The sequence below is a fragment of the Sulfurimonas sp. genome, from assembly GCF_029027405.1.
Classification (GTDB): Bacteria; Campylobacterota; Campylobacteria; order Campylobacterales; family Sulfurimonadaceae; genus Sulfurimonas.
On record NZ_CP093396.1, the window covers coordinates 219,451 to 235,965 of the forward strand.

The following is a 16,515-nucleotide window of genomic DNA, read 5'->3' on the forward strand; positions in this document are numbered from 1 at the left end:
TATTTACACTGAGCTGTAAAAAAATGCAAAAATCTTATACTACCCCAATATGTCAAGACAACTTTTTCAAAAATCTAATTCCCTAAATACCTGTTACCCTATGCTACATTTTCACTAGATTTAGTGTAATTCTCATCATTTATTTTTAAACTATCATAATAAACATTCATAGGTTTTTTATATTTCAATGTCTCATGAAATCTTCTATGATTATAAAATTCTATATAATCCTTAACATCACTTTTGAGAATTGATACTCTCTCATATTCATTGAGGTATATTTTTTCAACTTTAGCACTTCTCCAGAACCTCTCAATACAAATATTATCTGTTGCTCTACCTTTACCATCCATAGAGATAATTATGTCATTATCTTTTAATGTTTGAGTGTGGATACAGCTTGTATATTGTGACCCTTGATCAGTATTAAATATCTCAGGCTTACCATAGAGTGCGAGTGCTTCATCTAGTACACCCATGACTAAATCTGTATCCATTGTGTTGGATATTCGCCAAGATAATATTGCTTTAGAATACCAATCAATTATGGCAGCCATATAGACCATACCACCTTTAATTTTAATATAGGTTATATCTGTTGACCATACTTGGTTTGCTCTTACGATATCTAATCCTCTTATTTTGTAAGAGTATTTATGATGTTGCTTGTCCGCCCAGCTTGTATTTGGTGGTCTTACAGCTAAAACAGCCTGTAAACCTAACTCTCTACGGTATGCCAGCACTGTGTTGGGACTGACACGAAAACCATCCTCTAGTAGTTGATGATACACTTTCATATAGCCATAGCTTGGTATCTCTTCAAATACTTTTTCTATATGTTTTTTAATTACATTTTTAGCAAGATTATACTACCCCAAGAAAATCAAACAACTATTTCTAAAGTTTAATTCTTAAAAGAGTAAAATTAAACAATAAAAATAGAAGGTAATCTTATGAGTCGAAAAAGAACAACATATACAGCAGAATTCAAGACAAAGTTAGTTTTAGAAGTTTTAAAAGAAGATAAGACACTAAATGAAATAGCAAGTGTAAATAATATCACACCAAAAAACTTACAAAATTGGAAGAAGATATTCTTGGAAAATGCAGAAGTTGCGATGGAACCTGCAAAAGTAATTAAAGAGTACAAAGAAGAGAATGTAAGATTACAAGCTAAACTTGATGAATATGCAAAGGTTGTAGGTCAACTAACAGTAGAGAAGGACTGGGCGGTGGGAAAGTTAAGCAGCTTGGACTCTAGCTATAAAAAGGAGTTGATTGATAGAGATGAAAATAAGGCATTATCAGTTGTAAAACAATGTAATCTTATTAACTATAACAGAAGTAATTTGTTCTATGCACCAATGGTAAATCTTGCTAAAAATGTAATTAAAAAACATATAGAAAAAGTATTTGAAGAGATACCAAGCTATGGCTATATGAAAGTGTATCATCAACTACTAGAGGATGGTTTTCGTGTCAGTCCCAACACAGTGCTGGCATACCGTAGAGAGTTAGGTTTACAGGCTGTTTTAGCTGTAAGACCACCAAATACAAGCTGGGCGGACAAGCAACATCATAAATACTCTTACAAAATAAGAGGATTAGATATCGTAAGAGCAAACCAAGTATGGTCAACAGATATAACCTATATTAAAATTAAAGGTGGTATGGTCTATATGGCTGCCATAATTGATTGGTATTCTAAAGCAATATTATCTTGGCGAATATCCAACACAATGGATACAGATTTAGTCATAGGTGTACTAGATGAAGCACTCGCACTCTATGGTAAGCCTGAGATATTTAATACTGATCAAGGGTCACAATATACAAGCTGTATCCACACTCAAACATTAAAAGATAATGACATAATTATCTCTATGGATGGCAAAGGTAGAGCAACAGATAATATTTGTATTGAGAGGTTCTGGAGAAGTGCTAAAGTTGAAAAAATATACCTCAATGAATATGAGAGAGTATCAATTCTCAAAAGTGATGTTAAGGATTATATAGAATTTTATAATCACAGAAGATTTCATGAGACATTGAAATATAAAAAACCTATGAATGTTTATTATGATAGTTTAAAAATAAATGATGAGAATTACACTAAATCTAGTGAAAATGTAGCATAGGGTAACAGGTATTTAGGGAATTAGATTTTTGAAATAGTTGTCTTGACTTATTGGGGTAGTATAGATTTACCATTGGTGCATAGAACAAATTACTTCTGTTATAGTTAATAAGATTACATTGTTTTACAACTGATAATGCCTTATTTTCATCTCTATCAATCAACTCCTTTTTATAGCTAGAGTCCAAGCTGCTTAACTTTCCCACCGCCCAGTCCTTCTCTACTGTTAGTTGACCTACAACCTTTGCATATTCATCAAGTTTAGCTTGTAATCTTACATTCTCTTCTTTGTACTCTTTAATTACTTTTGCAGGTGTAAAGGAATGTAAAGAATATCATAGATGTAAATTTGAGGCTTACCTTTTTAAGTGCCAACTTTATGGGCTTTAAGAGGTTTTGTTATGACATTTTTAAATAACTGACATTTATAACACGATTTTTAGAATTTTTAGTACAAACACTTTAATTTCTGATACAACTTTTAAACGAAACTTTACACTAAAATTTAAATACTATTTAACCTTTAATTAAATAGTATTTAATCAGGCTTTAAAGCTTGGAAATTGTAGCTTTATTTTTATTAAAATATAATTATTTTTGATTTTTGGAGAGGGAAGAGTGGCTAGGATTTAGCTACTCTTTTTTGGCTTTAATCTTTGTAGTTGAGCATATAAAGCCCCAAGTGTTCTACCTAGTCTATTAGCGATATCCTCGGCTTTGTAGCCTTTTGATTTCATATCTTTCATAGTTTCTCTATCTTCATCTGTCCATCTTGAGTTTAATTTAAACTCCTTTGGTGGTTTAGGAATATTTCTCTCTTTGGTTCTTTTTTTTGAGTGTGGTTGCATTTCAAAGTTCTTTAGAAGCAGTGCATTAGTTAGTTCTAGTTGCTCTATATATTTATCTTTAAAGTGCTGTTCATTGGTTGGGTGGATATATGCTTCATTCATTTGTTTTTCCATCTCTATGAAATAGGCTCTTACCTCCTTACCTTTGGGAGTTCGTGAAGCCATTGCTATATGTTTGGCTGTGTCTGTTGTGATGATGTAGTCTTTTGCATTTTGACCACCATTAACCGCTCCCCCTAAATGGGGAGCGGTTATATAATCCACATTATCATCTAGTCCCAGTGTATCAATTTGATTTTTCATCCAAGTTGAATAATCCCTACCAATCTCCAAAGTCTGGTGCAGTTCTCTACTGTTTACAGAGTTTGTTGTCTCTGTGCCTATGATGGTTTGGTTTATTTTTATAAGTTCTTGCATTTTATATCTCCCTTTCATTAGTTATAATATCATATATACCATCGCACGCCATTCTAATATCATCAATGATGGCATCTGCTCCATATATTTCATCATTTTCCTCATTATCCGCTTCTATGAGCATAAATGACTTTTTTATAAATTTTAGTTTTGCACTGGTGTTTAGCAACTCTACACAAATTTTAGAGTATATCTTTTCAGGTAATATATAGCCATTTGGCACTTGTTGTACTCTTTGCATCTCTTATCCTTTTTTTATGATTTTGAGTTTTTGAACTCTACTTGCAAAATTTATAAATCTATTGTCATTTTTAAGTTTTGTTACTACTTTTTTAGTGGTGTGTATGTGAAGTTTTGCACCTGTGCTATCTACTAGCTGAACTATTTTTGAAGCTAACTTGTAGCTTAACTTTTTTGTCTTGATTTTTAATGTCATTTTGTAACTCCTTTAATTTAAAGGTTTTATATATTAAACCTTTTTGATAATTGAAGTATTACACACATAACCTTATAGTATTATTAAATAAGGTATTATATATTAAACTTTTTAGTATTTAAGGTTTTACATACATATCTTGTGTTAGAATACATACATGAAAAATATAAGATATAAAGATATAGCAGAATTTATAAATAAATCAGAGCAACAAATTAAGTGGTATAAAAGTAATAATCCCGATATGCTAGAATTGTTAAAACTCGGTGCATTATGCAAAAAAAATAACCTTGACACCGAAAAAATAAAAAAGCTAATAGACCTCCAAAACATCATAAAAGAGAGTGATTAGCTACTACCTTTTTTATTGAGAATATAGTTAAAAAACCTTCTAATTCCATAACCTCGTATCATACTAACTACTGTAAAAATAAAAGTGATAGCTACACTTTGACCTAGCTTTACATCAAAATCATATAGTGGTAAAACTATGTTTACCAACACTAAAGAAATCAAAAATCCCACTGCGGTTCCTGCGACTGTCTCAATTAAACTCATTCTTTTATTTTGCATTTATATCTCCCTTTTTTCATTTATTGACATACTTTAATAGCTCTTCTTAGCTCTTTATTGCAAAGTAGAAGTTCCTCTTGTTGTGAGTCTAAAGTATTTTTAAATCTGTTACAATCTACATTCGGTACTATGCACTTTACAGGTACTTTTTTTTCTTTATACTTAATGACTATTCGCTCTTTGGCAGAGCAACCTGTACTACTTATTCCAATCAAGCATATAAGTGTTAGACTCAATAGTTTTATACTCTTCACAATTTCTCTCCTTTCTAGTTTTTGTTGTGTTTACATCACGGTATATGATGATTCTCTCTTCTTTGATTTTCACTTTTGCTGGAAGCAACTTGTACTCATCGAATTCTAAAATAGATTGATTATAATCAACCTCTAAATTCTCAATAACTGTATTTTGTTTTTTGATAGTTTCATCGCACTCAATGTAATTTACATCTGCTACTAAAATATCTTTTTTTAGACTATCATTTTCTGACTCTAAGTTATTTATTTGCCAACTTGTAAGTCCCATATACGCTAAAGCAATTAATGCTAAAGCTATGTATATATATTGTTTTATTCCTATCATTTTTCCACCTTTGAATTAAAGTGAAAACCTAGTATCATACTTAGAGAACCAAAGACGGCACCTGTTGCAACTTGTAGTACTCCAGCTTTATTTTCACCCAAAGCATTAATATATTCTATGCTTGTTACCATATATGCTAAGTACATTATAAAACCAATTATTATGTATCGAACGCCTACCTTTATAATCTCTGTATATTTCACTTCTTACTCCTTAGTTTGAATTTGAAAATGTCACACTCATATTCCAACCACTATCATTTAATGTATGCAAAATAGTGTCTATATGATAAGTAACATCATCCTCTTGTTTTATGTTTAAAAACCTCAGATTACTTCGTGCATAAATTCCAAATCCTGCAATTTTAAAACTACCCGATTTAACACCTTTATTTAGTTGTGTTAGTTTCGCTTTTGCTTGAACTTCCAAGTTGCTTTTATTTGTGAATGTTTCTTGTATTTGGTAGCTTGGTTTTTCATCTCCAACTCTAATAGTTTGTATCTTATTTTCTTTAGTATCTTGGTATTTACAAGTTGCACTCTTATAGTATGTTTTATTGGAGTTTTTGATAGTTAAGCTATCACAATTTTTAGCATCTATTGTTACAGTTTTTAAAGTGCTTTTTTCATCTTGTCTTAGAAAGATAATAGTTTCATTTTTAATACTATAAACTGCATTTAATTCTTTAGCCATACGACCTAAAAAAGCTATATCACTCTCATTGCTTTGTGCTTTATATGGATAAAATATATCATCATAATCACACTTAACTTTTAGATTCTGCTCTGATGCGATTTGAGATACAATATTTTTCATACTAATCTCTTTAAAACTTCTATTTCTAAGTTCTTTGAGTGAGTTACTAAAGTTAGTTGCAGTTGCACTTATAGTGATAGAGTTGTCTATGTTCCATGTAGTGTTTTGAACGATGAATAGACCACAGTAAAACTCTTTACTTTGCTCTTGGTAGTACAGATATAGTTTTAACTCATCTTTGTATTGTGGGCGTTTAAAATCTCCATATACACTTATATCTATCTTGTCGGACTTGAGACCATCTTCATCACTAAATGAGATACTTTTTAAGTTAGAAGCAATATGAGAAGTTACATCTTTATCATTTGCAACAAGTCTAAAAAGAGGTGTTAATCCCATAATGCACCATCTTCAACTTTTTTAGTGATTTGGATAGTTGGAAGCATCACTTTATCGCCTAGCTCTAAAATATATTTATTTAGTAGGTGTGCATTGATTTCTAGTACAGTCTCATAGACATCTAAAGTCTTATAATGCTCATAAACAATAGTATCTAATCTCTGAGGTTCTGTTACGATATATGTAATCATTTAAAATACCTTTTTAATGTAATGTCAAAACCTTGTTTAATAAATCCACCACCTTTTAAAAAGAGGTTTTTCTTAATACTCAATCCACTTATTAATACTTTAAAATGACTATCTTTTTGCACAAACCAAATAGGCTTTTTAAGAAATGCAACATCTTTTAAAGGCTCTAACTCTTTAAGTTCTTTTAGTACAAAATATCCACTAAAGCTAACCTCATGTTCCCATCCATTTGTACTTTGATAAGTTGGATTATTTCCTACACGATTAACCTTAGCAAAGTTGAAAATAAATTTTTCAAGAACCTCCTCTACATTACTATCAACTTCTAATACCACATCATCAATTTGAGCTAACATTTAGTGTATATCCTCCATAGAGTTTTCTCTATTTTCATCTTCAATATCTTTAATTGCCTGTTTAACTACATCAGCTATATCTATGCTTGAGCTTGGATTTTGTACCATGACGCTAATGGTGTAATTTTTATGTATTGGTGTAATATTAGAGTTATTATTGAACATAGTTTGAGTGTTGTTTTCTCGTATGACTCGTATCTCTTTTTGAGTAGGGATATTCAAACTTTGAGTATTTATTTTATGTTCTGGGATATTCATAGGATTAGCAGCTAAAGCTGTACTAATTGCGATAGGAGCTACTGCTCTAAGAGGACTTTTTTTATCTTCATCTCCAAATCCAAAGAAGTTACTAACGCCACTAAATGCATCTGTTGCAACACTTAGTTTATCTCCTATCCATCCAAAGAACTTTTTAGCATTTTCCCAAATCCCATCTATAAGGTTTGTAAACGGTTCAAAGTTTTTATATAAATAAATTGCTCCAGCACCTAAAGCCATTACACCTTTAATAACCCAACCTATAGGATTATTAGCAAGAACGAGATTAATCGCTTTTAATCCAAAGGCTAAAACTTTACTACTAAATGCACCAGCTCTTTGAGCTGCTGCTAAAGCTTTAGTTTTTGCAGTAGCAAAACTTGTAGCAATACTTACACGATTAAAGCTCATCATATTCGCATAGTTTTCAGCTGTACTTAGGAGAACTGACTTTCTAACAATATTGGTTGCAAGTGAAAAACCAAGTTTAGCAAGACTTCCCATTTTTAAAATAGTTGCTAGTGTTACAATCCCAACACCAAGACCTACGACTGTAGGTAAAAGCCAACCAGCTTTTTCATCAACCCAGTTAATACCCATAGCCATACCACCAAGACCTGTAGCTAAAATATCCACAGCTGGAGATAATACTTTACCAACAGTATAAGCCATATAGCCCATGGCATTACCCATCTTTTCAAAACCATAACCTTGGTTCATAGCTTGAGCCATTTCATCGGCTTTATTGCTCATCATCGCTTTTTTAAGCTTTATTTGAGCATCTGACAACTTATCAGTTTTATTGATTAAGGCATCTATAATTGCAGTAGCTTCTCTACCACCAAAGGCGGTTGTAAGTTCATCTTTTTCAGCTAAATCTAAATCACCGTACTTATTTTTTATTTTTTTTAAAACTTGAACCATTGGAAGCATCTTGCCTTGCGAATCAACAAAGGTAAGTCCTAGTTTTTCTTGTGCTTTGCCAACACCACCTAAAAAAGCCTTATAACCAGAACCTGCCTCACTGGCAGTTTTAAACGCTTTCTTGCTCATACCAATAATTGCAAGTTCTTCTTCAAGACTTACTCCCATTGCTTTGGCTTGAGCACCTACATTTGCCATACCATCTGCTAAATCTTTACCATCTGTTTTAAATGCTTGTACCGCACTAGCTATCATGTTACCAAATTTCTTACCAAAGCCCATATCTGAACTAAAATCTTCTCTAAATATCCCATATCCTAAAGCATAAAGGCTTGTCATATCTGCTACACTTGCTTTAGTAGCGACCGCAGTTGTTGCAGCCATCTTAGTCATCTTCATAACACCCTCATCACTTAGAGATGCGATACCCGACTTGATGTCATAAGATGCCTTGATAAATGCTGGTCCATCTATTTGACCAAACTGTAAACTCATTTCATGTCCAGCTCTGGTAATAGATTTTATACCCTGTGCAGTAATGCCTAACGATTTTATCTCCCCTTGAGCTTTTATGACATTGTTTGCACTGCCTATTATTTTTGTTACACCATAAATACTAGCACCAAGTCCAATTATTGAAGCCTTTTGTTGTGCAAATTGTGCTTTATTACTATCTATTTTTATTTGAATTTTAGAAGCTTTTTTGAGGTTTACTAAAGAGTGGCGGAGGAGTCTTGTATCTTTATCTAAGTTCTTAGTATCTATACCAGCATTTTTTAGTGATCTTCCAAATTGAGCTAACTTAACACGGTTCTTTGAAGCGTCTTTACTAAGCTCTTTAAAAGTCTTTATATTTAGTTTAGTTTTAGATAGCTTTTTTACATTTTTATCAATATCTGATATACTTGTATTAGCATATTTAACAGAGGACTTAAAAGATGAAGCAACTAGACCACCTATTAGCACTCCTAATCCAAACTCTTGCAATGCCATCTTTAACCTTCTTTATTGTATTTATTTTAATGCAAAATAGCGGAAACTTTGTAGCTTTTTTAGTAGCTCTTGGTGTCTCATCATTTCACATTTTTTTAAGAGGTGGATTATCCCACCTCAAGCATTTCTCATTTTCAAAATCTCTATAGACTCATCTACAAAATATTTAAATTCATCTATATCCATATCTAAAATATCTCTATAGGAAAATCTGTGAACACTTGCAATTAAGCTAATGCCTCTTCTCGCATCTTCCCAACTCGGTATAAAAAAGAGTTTAATGGCACTGCAATAGATGTATATTCATCATACAGCATACCTTCAAGCTCTTCAACTGATATGCCTGTTATACTTGAAATCAAATGTGCTTCTTGTTCTGCATCATCTTCAAATTTTTGAGCTGCCTTAACTTGCAACATAGTTGGTTTAGCAATTTTTACAACTTTTCCACCATCTAAAGTGACTGAACCTAAATTTTTTTCATTTGTTTTTTCATCTGCCATAATTATCCTCCTACAGCTTTTCTAATTTCTTCTAAGACATCTTTACCCATTATTCTAACGATGTCTTTTTTCTTATCTATCTCTATTACAGGGACACCACTGCTTTCTTTTAACCAATAATGAGGACTCATACTAATTTCTGATTCTTTAACTTCGCCCGGTTTAGATTCACTCTCTTTTATATCAACAGCACCTATCAATACATCTCTGCGACCTTTAGCACCATCTTCAGTGGCTAAGGCTTCACTACAAATAATAGTTGCATTATTTAATAGTAATGCAGCTTCAAAAAGAACATCATTTGTTACAGTAAACTTCATACTAGCTTCAAGTTTTTCAACTGCACCATAAACAAGGTCATACTCTCCAGCTGCACCATTGTTAGTTATTTTTTTCCATTTTAACTCTGGAGAGGTATATGTACCTACACCTATAAAGCCAACACCAACTACAAAAATATCTGCCCTTGCTATTACATGACTTACTTGATTTTTCATTTTTTACTCCCTTAGTTGTCTAACATTTTATAAACGACACTAGCGTATCTATCAACACGGTTGAAAGTTACATGGATAAGTTTTGGACTTGGCATCTCTTGGTTGTCGATGATAAAGTAAAACTCTCCAGCTGTGATTCTCTCTTTGGTAGTTCTCTCCAAATCAAGTTCTACACTAAACCCTATCATCACATCATCGCCAACAAGCGAGTTCATAAAACCTCTCATGCTATCTTTTGCAGAGTTAAGCTCATTCATGCCTTTATCTATGGCATAAAAGATACCATTTAGTACGGCTTCTATTGCAAGGTCTGTGATTCTAACTCTTCGGGCATCTTGCCAAATTGGGTCTACTGATGTAGTTGAATATTCCCATGTTCTAAAGCCACGATGTTGTATGAAACTCATAATCTGATTTTCTGTGGTTGGGTCGGTCTCATCCAATGCACCTGCATAAAATTCTGATGGACTTGCAACACCACTTACGGTAAGAACACGATTTGAAATTGATTTACTATATCCTATGCCACTCTTATCTCCATCTACAAAACATCTCAACCAACCAAGAATGACACTACTGTCATACTCCTGTGTAGATGCGGTGTCTGTATTGAAAATTTCTAGGCTACATTTTGCAACGGTTACTCTGTCACTTCCAAAACCATTTCTTTTAGCAATAGCATCACCATTACCATCTGCATATAAATTTATATGAGTTCTTGCGTTTAAAGCAGTACATACATTTACATTTGCATTATTCACATCCATATCAAAGCTATCAAAGGCACAAGCAACTATATCTGCTTTATAACCTATAGCACTGTTTTTACTAGAAGCTAAGTTTGTCATTGAAGCTGATTTTTTAATCAAGTTTGTTGCATTAATAAAATTAGCTTTATGCAAGGCTAAATCTGCATCAACTTCACTTACACTTACAATTGTTGGAACACTAAGGTTAAACATATCTTTGCCTAATTCAAGATACTTAAATAGATTTCCACTATCTGGTTTTGTAGCAACACCCTTTTTATCTAGCACTAAACTCTCTTCAAAAAAGCCTAAAGCTTTGCTTGGAGAGTCAAATCCATACACTCCAGCTACAACTACACTACTTGTAAGAACTAACGCTATTGGAAGTGTAGATTTTACACTTATTGGTCTAGCACTAGAACTTGTACGACTACCTACGACACCTCTTTTAATACTCATTTTTTTTCCTTTATTTTTATTTATGCAAAAACTGGAAGCTCATCAAGAACTTCATCTTTTGTTGGCATCGCTCTTTTCCCAATTTATCTCCACCAAGTCCTCAACCTTCTTCGCGTAAAGAATCGCACTCTTTAATAATGCACATTTTTGAAGTTGTGCTAGCTTGAAATCCACACCCGCGTTAAAGACTTTTTGAAGTTGCAATGGGGTATGAGGCTTCCACTCCCAGGAAGCCCTATGGTCGGCACTACATTTTAAAGGAAGTGAAATCCCCCTATCCTTCATCCCTGTCAAATTCAACTGATCATCTCTGTCAGATTTATAAAGATGTACATTTCCAAGCGCTGTTGACTCAAACCCTGACTCAATTGAGGTAGTACACTTTAATTTTATTTCAACTATTTTTTCTTCACGCTTCTGTTTTAAAATTTCTTCATAACTCAATCGTTTTAAACTCATTTCGTTAGTAATTTTATCGCCAAGTTTAAAAACTACTTTTTCTTTGTTTAAATAATAAATTTTAGTTCTATTGTCAACAACATAAACCCACTTTTTTTTAACAAAACAAACTGCAAACCCTTTTTTTGGGGGTAGGGGTTCCAATTCTGTTGAGTTTGGAAGATCTAACCCACATTGAGCTGTATTTATTTCTTTAGAATATAAATATTCTTTTGTTTCTAAAGCTATAAAATGTAATTTTTTTATCATCTTTTTTCCTTTATTTTGCAATTATTAGAGGTAGTGTTGCTATATTTTTTGGTCTGGTTTCTGCTCCACCTGTTAATCCTGTATTTTGAGCATCATCGGCAATAGCCGTAGGCGCGCCATAATACGCTGTTCCCCAGTTCCCACCGCCATGCCCTGTTGTATGCGAATGTTTGTGTGAAATTATTTCATCTGTCTGAAAGCTTCCCGCCTTCCTATTAACACCATCAACCGCTCTAAAAAAGGCATCTTTTAAATTCATAAGTCTAAAAGTTGTACTTCCATCTCCTTTTGAAAAATACCCACACATTTGATTTGCTAAATTTTCAGTTTGCCAATCAACCTCTGTTTTTAAAAGGCTAGTTTGAGTTTCAATATAAGTCCATAAAAGTGGATAGTCTGCTCTTAAAAAAACTCCACCGATTTGCAATAGTTCATTTTCTGCTGGAGCTGATTTTATTTGAGTGTATTGAAAGCCTATTGGGAATGAGCGTTTAGCTTCGATTGCATTTTCCATTTGACCTTTATTCACAGCTTCATTAGTATCAACAGCATCTTTAACTTTAAAAAGTTGAGATGCTGAACCTCCAAGTAGAGCTTTTTGACTAAGCTTTTCGTTGATAGGAGAAATATAAAGGTCATTTAATTCAGAATCTGTTATGTATTCATCGGCTTTAAAATTGATAACTCCAGCTTCGCCGCTTACTGCTAACTTTATTTCTTGTGTACCACCTACACCTCTTACAAATTGAATAGCCGGTGTTTGTATATCTGCAATAATTAAATTATTATCACTTTTAATACGCACTGCCTTATTCCATACAGTAAAATGATTTTCTTTAGGGATAATAAGTGTAATAGTAAGTACACCATCATTATCAAAATAACTAGAATGAATGCTGTGTGAATAGTACACATTATTATTACTATCAATAAGTTCAAATTTCTGTATTCTCTCAAACAACTCATTTTTTAAAATACTTAAACCTTCTTCGTGAGGGACTGCTATTAAACCGTCCATACTACACCTCCATATAATTTAAAATTTGCACCTGTATTAAAATCTAATTCATTTTGTATATGCACATCAAAAACACCTCCTCCCATTAAATTTATATTGCCTTTTGCATTTGGTAAACTTAGTTCAAATCCATCAAATACACTTCTTGTATTTTTTGCTAAGTTCAGTAGGAAATTTGTTTTTTTGAATTTTGCTTCGTCGTAGATTTTGCTGACATCTGCACTTAGTATTAAATCTGCTTTAAAGTGATAAGGCTCTCCAGCATAGTTAAACCACTCTTTTATAGTTGCTTCATTAAATATTAATTTTAATGCTTTTTTGACACTATAAAGCGTTCCTTGATGTGTTCTTATCTCAAAAGCATTATGAATATATTGTCTTTGTTCATCAACGCTTAAATTTGATATATCTAAGCTATAAATGAAAGCTAGGTGTGGAAGTATCTCTTTTTTGCATGTAAGAGGGTTAAGGTCTAAATCAAGCTCTTTAAGAGCTTCAATTCTTGCACCTAATACTGTGTCAGTAGCTCTTAATTCTTTTGTTGCATTTGGTGGGAGTAAACTCATCTCATTTCCCTTTGAACAAGGTTAAGATTTAATGTAAGTTTTACTATTTCTGTATCTTTTATAACAACATCATCATTTATATTTGTTGTAACTTTATATACACCATTAATGTGCAAAGAAGATATGATTTTAGAGTAGATTAAATCTTCGCCAATTTTAAAGAATTTATTAAAGTTGATGCGTATCTGAGTTTCAATCGTTGCACTTGCAGTGAGGTCATAAACTTCTAAGGTTGCATCTAAAACCACCTCTTTTATAGTAGCTGATTTAACTATTACTCTATCTGTTAGAGGTCTTGTTTTCTCTTCATTAAGAGTAGTTAAAATTATTTGCAGAAGTTCCTCATCAACTGTATTTTTTGAAGCTATATAAATTTCAACCGTAGCCATATCTCCCATAAGTTGCATCAGTGCTGCTAAAATTCCAGCTTCATCTTGAACTACAAATAAAGGTACATATTCACTTAATGGTTTAATAGCATTTATAACTTTTGCGTCTACTACTCGTGAATCAGCTTTATAAGTATGATATGCATAAGCTTCTATAGGACCAGCAGTAGAGAAACGATTTACACTTAAAATTGCTCTATCTAAAAACTCAGCATCTTCTTCATCTTTAAGTCTTGTTATACCAGCATAAAATCCAAAGATAAAATTATCTAAATCAGCACCATTGCTATAGTGTGGTAGCATCTTCTTGATTAATGAATTTATATATGCTCTAAAATATACTTCTTTATTGCTTTGAGATTCAAGAAGTATCATATAATCATCACTCTCAACAGGTTGCCAATTTGGAAGTAATTCCGATGCATAAGCTACATTATCTTGCAGTATTTTTTCAAAGTTTAGCACTTCTATAGCGGTTGGTATTGGTAAGTTATACTTGTTATTTAACATAGTTCTACCTCTATATCTGCTTTAGAATCCACTATAGTGATTGTTAAACCTTTAATCTCTACACGCTCATCCCATAGCTCTTGAGTGAGTGTATTTTTTGTACATTCAAGAATCATCTTTTTAGCTTTCAACACCCAAATGTCATTCATAACCACATCCACTAACTTATAAAACTCGCTTCCATAAAGAGGTCTCATTGTGCGAGAACCTTTTGGAGTTTCAATCATGTTGTTTAAAGATTGTTCAGGAGTATTTAAATAGACTTTATCACTTGTTAAAGTGTTAGTGCTAATGTTTAAATTAATATTCTCTAACATATCAAACCCCTCTACTTTAAAAAGTAACTTTTGACTAGAGAAAAAAGACCGATTTGGTCTATGATTGCAAAAGCAACACCACCAATAACCCAATTTTTAATCGCTGATAAATTAGTTACTAATTTGTCAAAAGATACTTGCATTGTTTTATTAGAATTTTTTAATTCTTTTATCTCTCGTGCATGATGTTTCTGAGTCTCTTCTAGTCTTATTATTCTATTTTCCATCTCTCTACTTTACTTGATATGTTCCAGCACTAGAACCACCACTAACTATGACCTGTGCATTTTGTTGAAAATGTTCGACTACTGCTTCAGCTATAGCCTCTGCCATAGCACCGTTAAACTCAATCATTTTAAACCCTTTAGATTCTAGTCTTGATTTTATACTCGCACCAAGGGTAGATGAATTTATAGCCATTACTTTTTGCTCATAGTATTTGAACTAAAGTCGTGATGTGGAGCACCAGTTAAAGCACATATGCATTCGCCTGTAACAACACCTTTTCCACCTTTACCTAAATCAATACTAGGCGAATCAACTATTGTAGTATCAGCTTTTACCTCTACACTCTTAGCATCTATCTTTGCACTGTCACATTTAACATTTATGCTTTTACATATAATGGTTATTTTGTCACTCGCATCTATTTTTAACTCTTTTGTTTTAGTATCATAAGAGATGATAGTTCCATCTTCATACTCTGCTATCTCTATATTTTCATTAGAACCATTTGGCTCAAGTGAATCTTTATTAAATATAGATGGGATTATGATTCCAAAATCTGCATTCCCATTTGGACATAAAACCAATACTTGTTCGCCTATCCTTATAGGAGTAAATTTTCTTTTAAAAGAGGAAGAAATACTAAGCACTGGAAAAAAATCTGTTTCACGATCTAAGATATTAACCTTAGCTAATGCTCTTGTTGCATCAATCTCGCAAATAGTCCCAATAGATATTAAATTCTTAATAATACGAATCAAATCTGTAATACTCATCTAAACTTTCCTTTCAATCGTTAGCAAAATTGTACGAAAAAAAGAATAGTCACATACCCCAGATAAAGGGTATTTGGGGTGTATTAAATATAGTATTGCTTTAAAATTGTGATGTTGAAAAAAATAGTGAGGAGGTGCTATGGAAGATGAAAATCAAGATACGGTTTTGTTGGTTGAACTCAACTACCAAGAAGACCAAAAAGTAAAAATTTCCCCTATTGGAGATGTGGTGGGGGTGGATGGGAGAAGCTTTAAAATAGATGCTAATGAGGTGCTTAAAAATACTGAAAAAAATGGTATTGATCTCTCATTAAATGAAAATCATTGGGGTTCTAAAGCTCACGGATGGTTCGCTCTAAACTCTTTGGAAGTGAGAGATGATGGCATCTATGCAAATTTAAGTCTCAATGACTTAGGTAAACCAGCGGTTGAAAATAAACACTACCGTTATTTAAGCCCTGAATATATGATAGATAGAAATCGCAATGTATTTTCTATTATCGGTGTAGGTTTGGTTAATGCACCAAACTTATTAAACAAAGCCTTAAATAAGCAAGAAAACAAAAAGGAAGACAACTCTATGGAAAAAGAGCTAAACGATTTAAAAAATCAAAACACAATACTGACGCAAGAAAACAACACCTTGCTAACACAAGTATCTGATAAAGATAAAACTATTGCTGATTTAACAACTGTATTAAAAACTGAAAAAACTAACAATGCAATTGCTGGTGGTAGTTTATTACCTGCACAGCAAGAGTTTGCACTAAGTTTAGAAATAAATCAGCTTGATAGTTATTTAGCAACGCTAAGTATAAATAAGCAGCAAAACAACGCAATGGGCGATGAGTTAGATGTGAATCAAGAGAATAATTCTCAAAGTGATTCTGAGAAAGATGTGTTTTCACAACTAGGTATAGGAGAGTAG

The 16,515-nt window shown here is 32.6% G+C and carries 26 protein-coding genes; 3 read left to right on the forward strand and 23 right to left on the reverse strand.

Annotated features, from left to right (window positions below; translation table 11 throughout):
• Nucleotides 1-98: 98 nt before the first annotated feature.
• On the reverse strand, nucleotides 99-848 hold the full coding sequence (locus MOV42_RS01035) for an IS3 family transposase (RefSeq protein WP_324173006.1): 750 nt from the start codon (nucleotides 846-848) through the stop codon (nucleotides 99-101).
• Nucleotides 849-953: 105 nt separating this feature from the next.
• Here MOV42_RS01035 and MOV42_RS01040 point away from each other — a divergent pair, with 105 nt between their 5' ends.
• Nucleotides 954-2,138: an IS3 family transposase gene (locus MOV42_RS01040; RefSeq protein WP_324171963.1), complete on the forward strand. Its 1,185-nt coding sequence runs from the start codon at nucleotides 954-956 to the stop codon at nucleotides 2,136-2,138.
• On the opposite strand, the gene MOV42_RS01045 is transcribed toward MOV42_RS01040, so the two are convergent.
• The 4 genes from MOV42_RS01045 to MOV42_RS01060 all read right to left on the reverse strand — a co-directional run bounded on the left by MOV42_RS01045 (nucleotide 2,119) and on the right by MOV42_RS01060 (nucleotide 3,838).
• The gene (locus MOV42_RS01045) at nucleotides 2,119-2,343 is read right to left on the reverse strand and encodes a hypothetical protein (RefSeq protein WP_324171964.1); all 225 of its coding nucleotides are present in this window, start codon (nucleotides 2,341-2,343) and stop codon (nucleotides 2,119-2,121) included. The genes MOV42_RS01040 and MOV42_RS01045 overlap by 20 nt on opposite strands.
• A gap of 423 nt (nucleotides 2,344-2,766) precedes the next feature.
• The gene (locus MOV42_RS01050) at nucleotides 2,767-3,402 is read right to left on the reverse strand and encodes an antA/AntB antirepressor family protein (RefSeq protein WP_324171965.1); all 636 of its coding nucleotides are present in this window, start codon (nucleotides 3,400-3,402) and stop codon (nucleotides 2,767-2,769) included.
• Between the two features lies 1 nt (nucleotide 3,403).
• Nucleotides 3,404-3,643, reverse strand: a complete 240-nt coding sequence (locus MOV42_RS01055) for a hypothetical protein (RefSeq protein ID WP_324171966.1) — start codon at nucleotides 3,641-3,643, stop codon at nucleotides 3,404-3,406.
• Nucleotides 3,644-3,646: 3 nt separating this feature from the next.
• Nucleotides 3,647-3,838 (reverse strand): hypothetical protein, encoded by a 192-nt coding sequence (locus MOV42_RS01060; RefSeq protein ID WP_324171967.1) that lies wholly within the window; start codon nucleotides 3,836-3,838, stop codon nucleotides 3,647-3,649.
• Nucleotides 3,839-3,995: 157 nt separating this feature from the next.
• Here MOV42_RS01060 and MOV42_RS01065 point away from each other — a divergent pair, with 157 nt between their 5' ends.
• On the forward strand, nucleotides 3,996-4,190 hold the full coding sequence (locus tag MOV42_RS01065) for a hypothetical protein (protein WP_324171968.1): 195 nt from the start codon (nucleotides 3,996-3,998) through the stop codon (nucleotides 4,188-4,190).
• On the opposite strand, the gene MOV42_RS01070 is transcribed toward MOV42_RS01065, so the two are convergent.
• From MOV42_RS01070 to MOV42_RS01155, 18 genes are all read right to left on the reverse strand, one after another.
• Nucleotides 4,187-4,411, reverse strand: coding sequence for a DUF7220 family protein (locus tag MOV42_RS01070; RefSeq protein WP_324171969.1), 225 nt, complete (start codon nucleotides 4,409-4,411; stop codon nucleotides 4,187-4,189). The two genes, MOV42_RS01065 and MOV42_RS01070, sit on opposite strands and share 4 nt — an antisense overlap.
• A gap of 198 nt (nucleotides 4,412-4,609) precedes the next feature.
• The gene (locus tag MOV42_RS01075) at nucleotides 4,610-4,993 is read right to left on the reverse strand and encodes a hypothetical protein (RefSeq protein WP_324171970.1); all 384 of its coding nucleotides are present in this window, start codon (nucleotides 4,991-4,993) and stop codon (nucleotides 4,610-4,612) included.
• Nucleotides 4,990-5,196 carry a hypothetical protein gene (locus MOV42_RS01080; RefSeq protein ID WP_324171971.1) on the reverse strand — a complete coding sequence of 69 codons (207 nt, stop codon included), beginning with the start codon at nucleotides 5,194-5,196 and terminating at the stop codon, nucleotides 4,990-4,992. The genes MOV42_RS01075 and MOV42_RS01080 overlap by 4 nt, the downstream gene beginning before the upstream one ends.
• A gap of 10 nt (nucleotides 5,197-5,206) precedes the next feature.
• A complete protein-coding gene (locus MOV42_RS01085; protein WP_324171972.1) occupies nucleotides 5,207-6,148 on the reverse strand; it encodes a hypothetical protein in 942 nt (313 codons plus the stop codon).
• On the reverse strand, nucleotides 6,139-6,339 hold the full coding sequence (locus MOV42_RS01090; RefSeq protein ID WP_324171973.1) for a tail protein X: 201 nt from the start codon (nucleotides 6,337-6,339) through the stop codon (nucleotides 6,139-6,141). The genes MOV42_RS01085 and MOV42_RS01090 overlap by 10 nt, the downstream gene beginning before the upstream one ends.
• On the reverse strand, nucleotides 6,336-6,695 hold the full coding sequence (locus MOV42_RS01095; protein ID WP_324171974.1) for a phage tail protein: 360 nt from the start codon (nucleotides 6,693-6,695) through the stop codon (nucleotides 6,336-6,338). Before MOV42_RS01095 ends, MOV42_RS01090 begins: the two co-directional genes overlap by 4 nt.
• Nucleotides 6,696-8,870 carry a phage tail tape measure protein gene (locus MOV42_RS01100; protein ID WP_324171975.1) on the reverse strand — a complete coding sequence of 725 codons (2,175 nt, stop codon included), beginning with the start codon at nucleotides 8,868-8,870 and terminating at the stop codon, nucleotides 6,696-6,698. It lies immediately after the preceding gene.
• Between the two features lie 227 nt (nucleotides 8,871-9,097).
• Nucleotides 9,098-9,373 (reverse strand): phage tail assembly protein, encoded by a 276-nt coding sequence (locus MOV42_RS01105; RefSeq protein WP_324171976.1) that lies wholly within the window; start codon nucleotides 9,371-9,373, stop codon nucleotides 9,098-9,100.
• A gap of 2 nt (nucleotides 9,374-9,375) precedes the next feature.
• Nucleotides 9,376-9,870: a phage major tail tube protein gene (locus MOV42_RS01110; RefSeq protein WP_324171977.1), complete on the reverse strand. Its 495-nt coding sequence runs from the start codon at nucleotides 9,868-9,870 to the stop codon at nucleotides 9,376-9,378.
• 11 nt (nucleotides 9,871-9,881) lie between these two features.
• Nucleotides 9,882-11,078: a hypothetical protein gene (locus MOV42_RS01115; RefSeq protein ID WP_324171978.1), complete on the reverse strand. Its 1,197-nt coding sequence runs from the start codon at nucleotides 11,076-11,078 to the stop codon at nucleotides 9,882-9,884.
• Between the two features lie 51 nt (nucleotides 11,079-11,129).
• Nucleotides 11,130-11,786: a hypothetical protein gene (locus tag MOV42_RS01120; RefSeq protein ID WP_324171979.1), complete on the reverse strand. Its 657-nt coding sequence runs from the start codon at nucleotides 11,784-11,786 to the stop codon at nucleotides 11,130-11,132.
• Nucleotides 11,787-11,796: 10 nt separating this feature from the next.
• Nucleotides 11,797-12,804: a hypothetical protein gene (locus tag MOV42_RS01125; protein WP_324171980.1), complete on the reverse strand. Its 1,008-nt coding sequence runs from the start codon at nucleotides 12,802-12,804 to the stop codon at nucleotides 11,797-11,799.
• Nucleotides 12,792-13,370: a phage tail protein I gene (locus MOV42_RS01130; RefSeq protein ID WP_324171981.1), complete on the reverse strand. Its 579-nt coding sequence runs from the start codon at nucleotides 13,368-13,370 to the stop codon at nucleotides 12,792-12,794. Before MOV42_RS01130 ends, MOV42_RS01125 begins: the two co-directional genes overlap by 13 nt.
• Entirely contained in the window at nucleotides 13,367-14,269 is a 903-nt protein-coding gene (locus tag MOV42_RS01135) for a baseplate J/gp47 family protein (RefSeq protein ID WP_324171982.1), read from the reverse strand. Before MOV42_RS01135 ends, MOV42_RS01130 begins: the two co-directional genes overlap by 4 nt.
• Nucleotides 14,263-14,586: a hypothetical protein gene (locus MOV42_RS01140; RefSeq protein WP_324171983.1), complete on the reverse strand. Its 324-nt coding sequence runs from the start codon at nucleotides 14,584-14,586 to the stop codon at nucleotides 14,263-14,265. The genes MOV42_RS01135 and MOV42_RS01140 overlap by 7 nt, the downstream gene beginning before the upstream one ends.
• 11 nt (nucleotides 14,587-14,597) lie before the next feature.
• Nucleotides 14,598-14,813 carry a hypothetical protein gene (locus tag MOV42_RS01145; protein WP_324171984.1) on the reverse strand — a complete coding sequence of 72 codons (216 nt, stop codon included), beginning with the start codon at nucleotides 14,811-14,813 and terminating at the stop codon, nucleotides 14,598-14,600.
• Between the two features lie 4 nt (nucleotides 14,814-14,817).
• A complete protein-coding gene (locus MOV42_RS01150) occupies nucleotides 14,818-15,006 on the reverse strand; it encodes a hypothetical protein (RefSeq protein WP_324171985.1) in 189 nt (62 codons plus the stop codon).
• The gene (locus MOV42_RS01155) at nucleotides 15,006-15,587 is read right to left on the reverse strand and encodes a phage baseplate assembly protein V (protein ID WP_324171986.1); all 582 of its coding nucleotides are present in this window, start codon (nucleotides 15,585-15,587) and stop codon (nucleotides 15,006-15,008) included. Before MOV42_RS01155 ends, MOV42_RS01150 begins: the two co-directional genes overlap by 1 nt.
• A gap of 139 nt (nucleotides 15,588-15,726) precedes the next feature.
• Between MOV42_RS01155 and MOV42_RS01160 the strand changes: the two genes are divergently transcribed.
• The gene (locus MOV42_RS01160) at nucleotides 15,727-16,515 is read left to right on the forward strand and encodes a phage protease (protein ID WP_324171987.1); all 789 of its coding nucleotides are present in this window, start codon (nucleotides 15,727-15,729) and stop codon (nucleotides 16,513-16,515) included.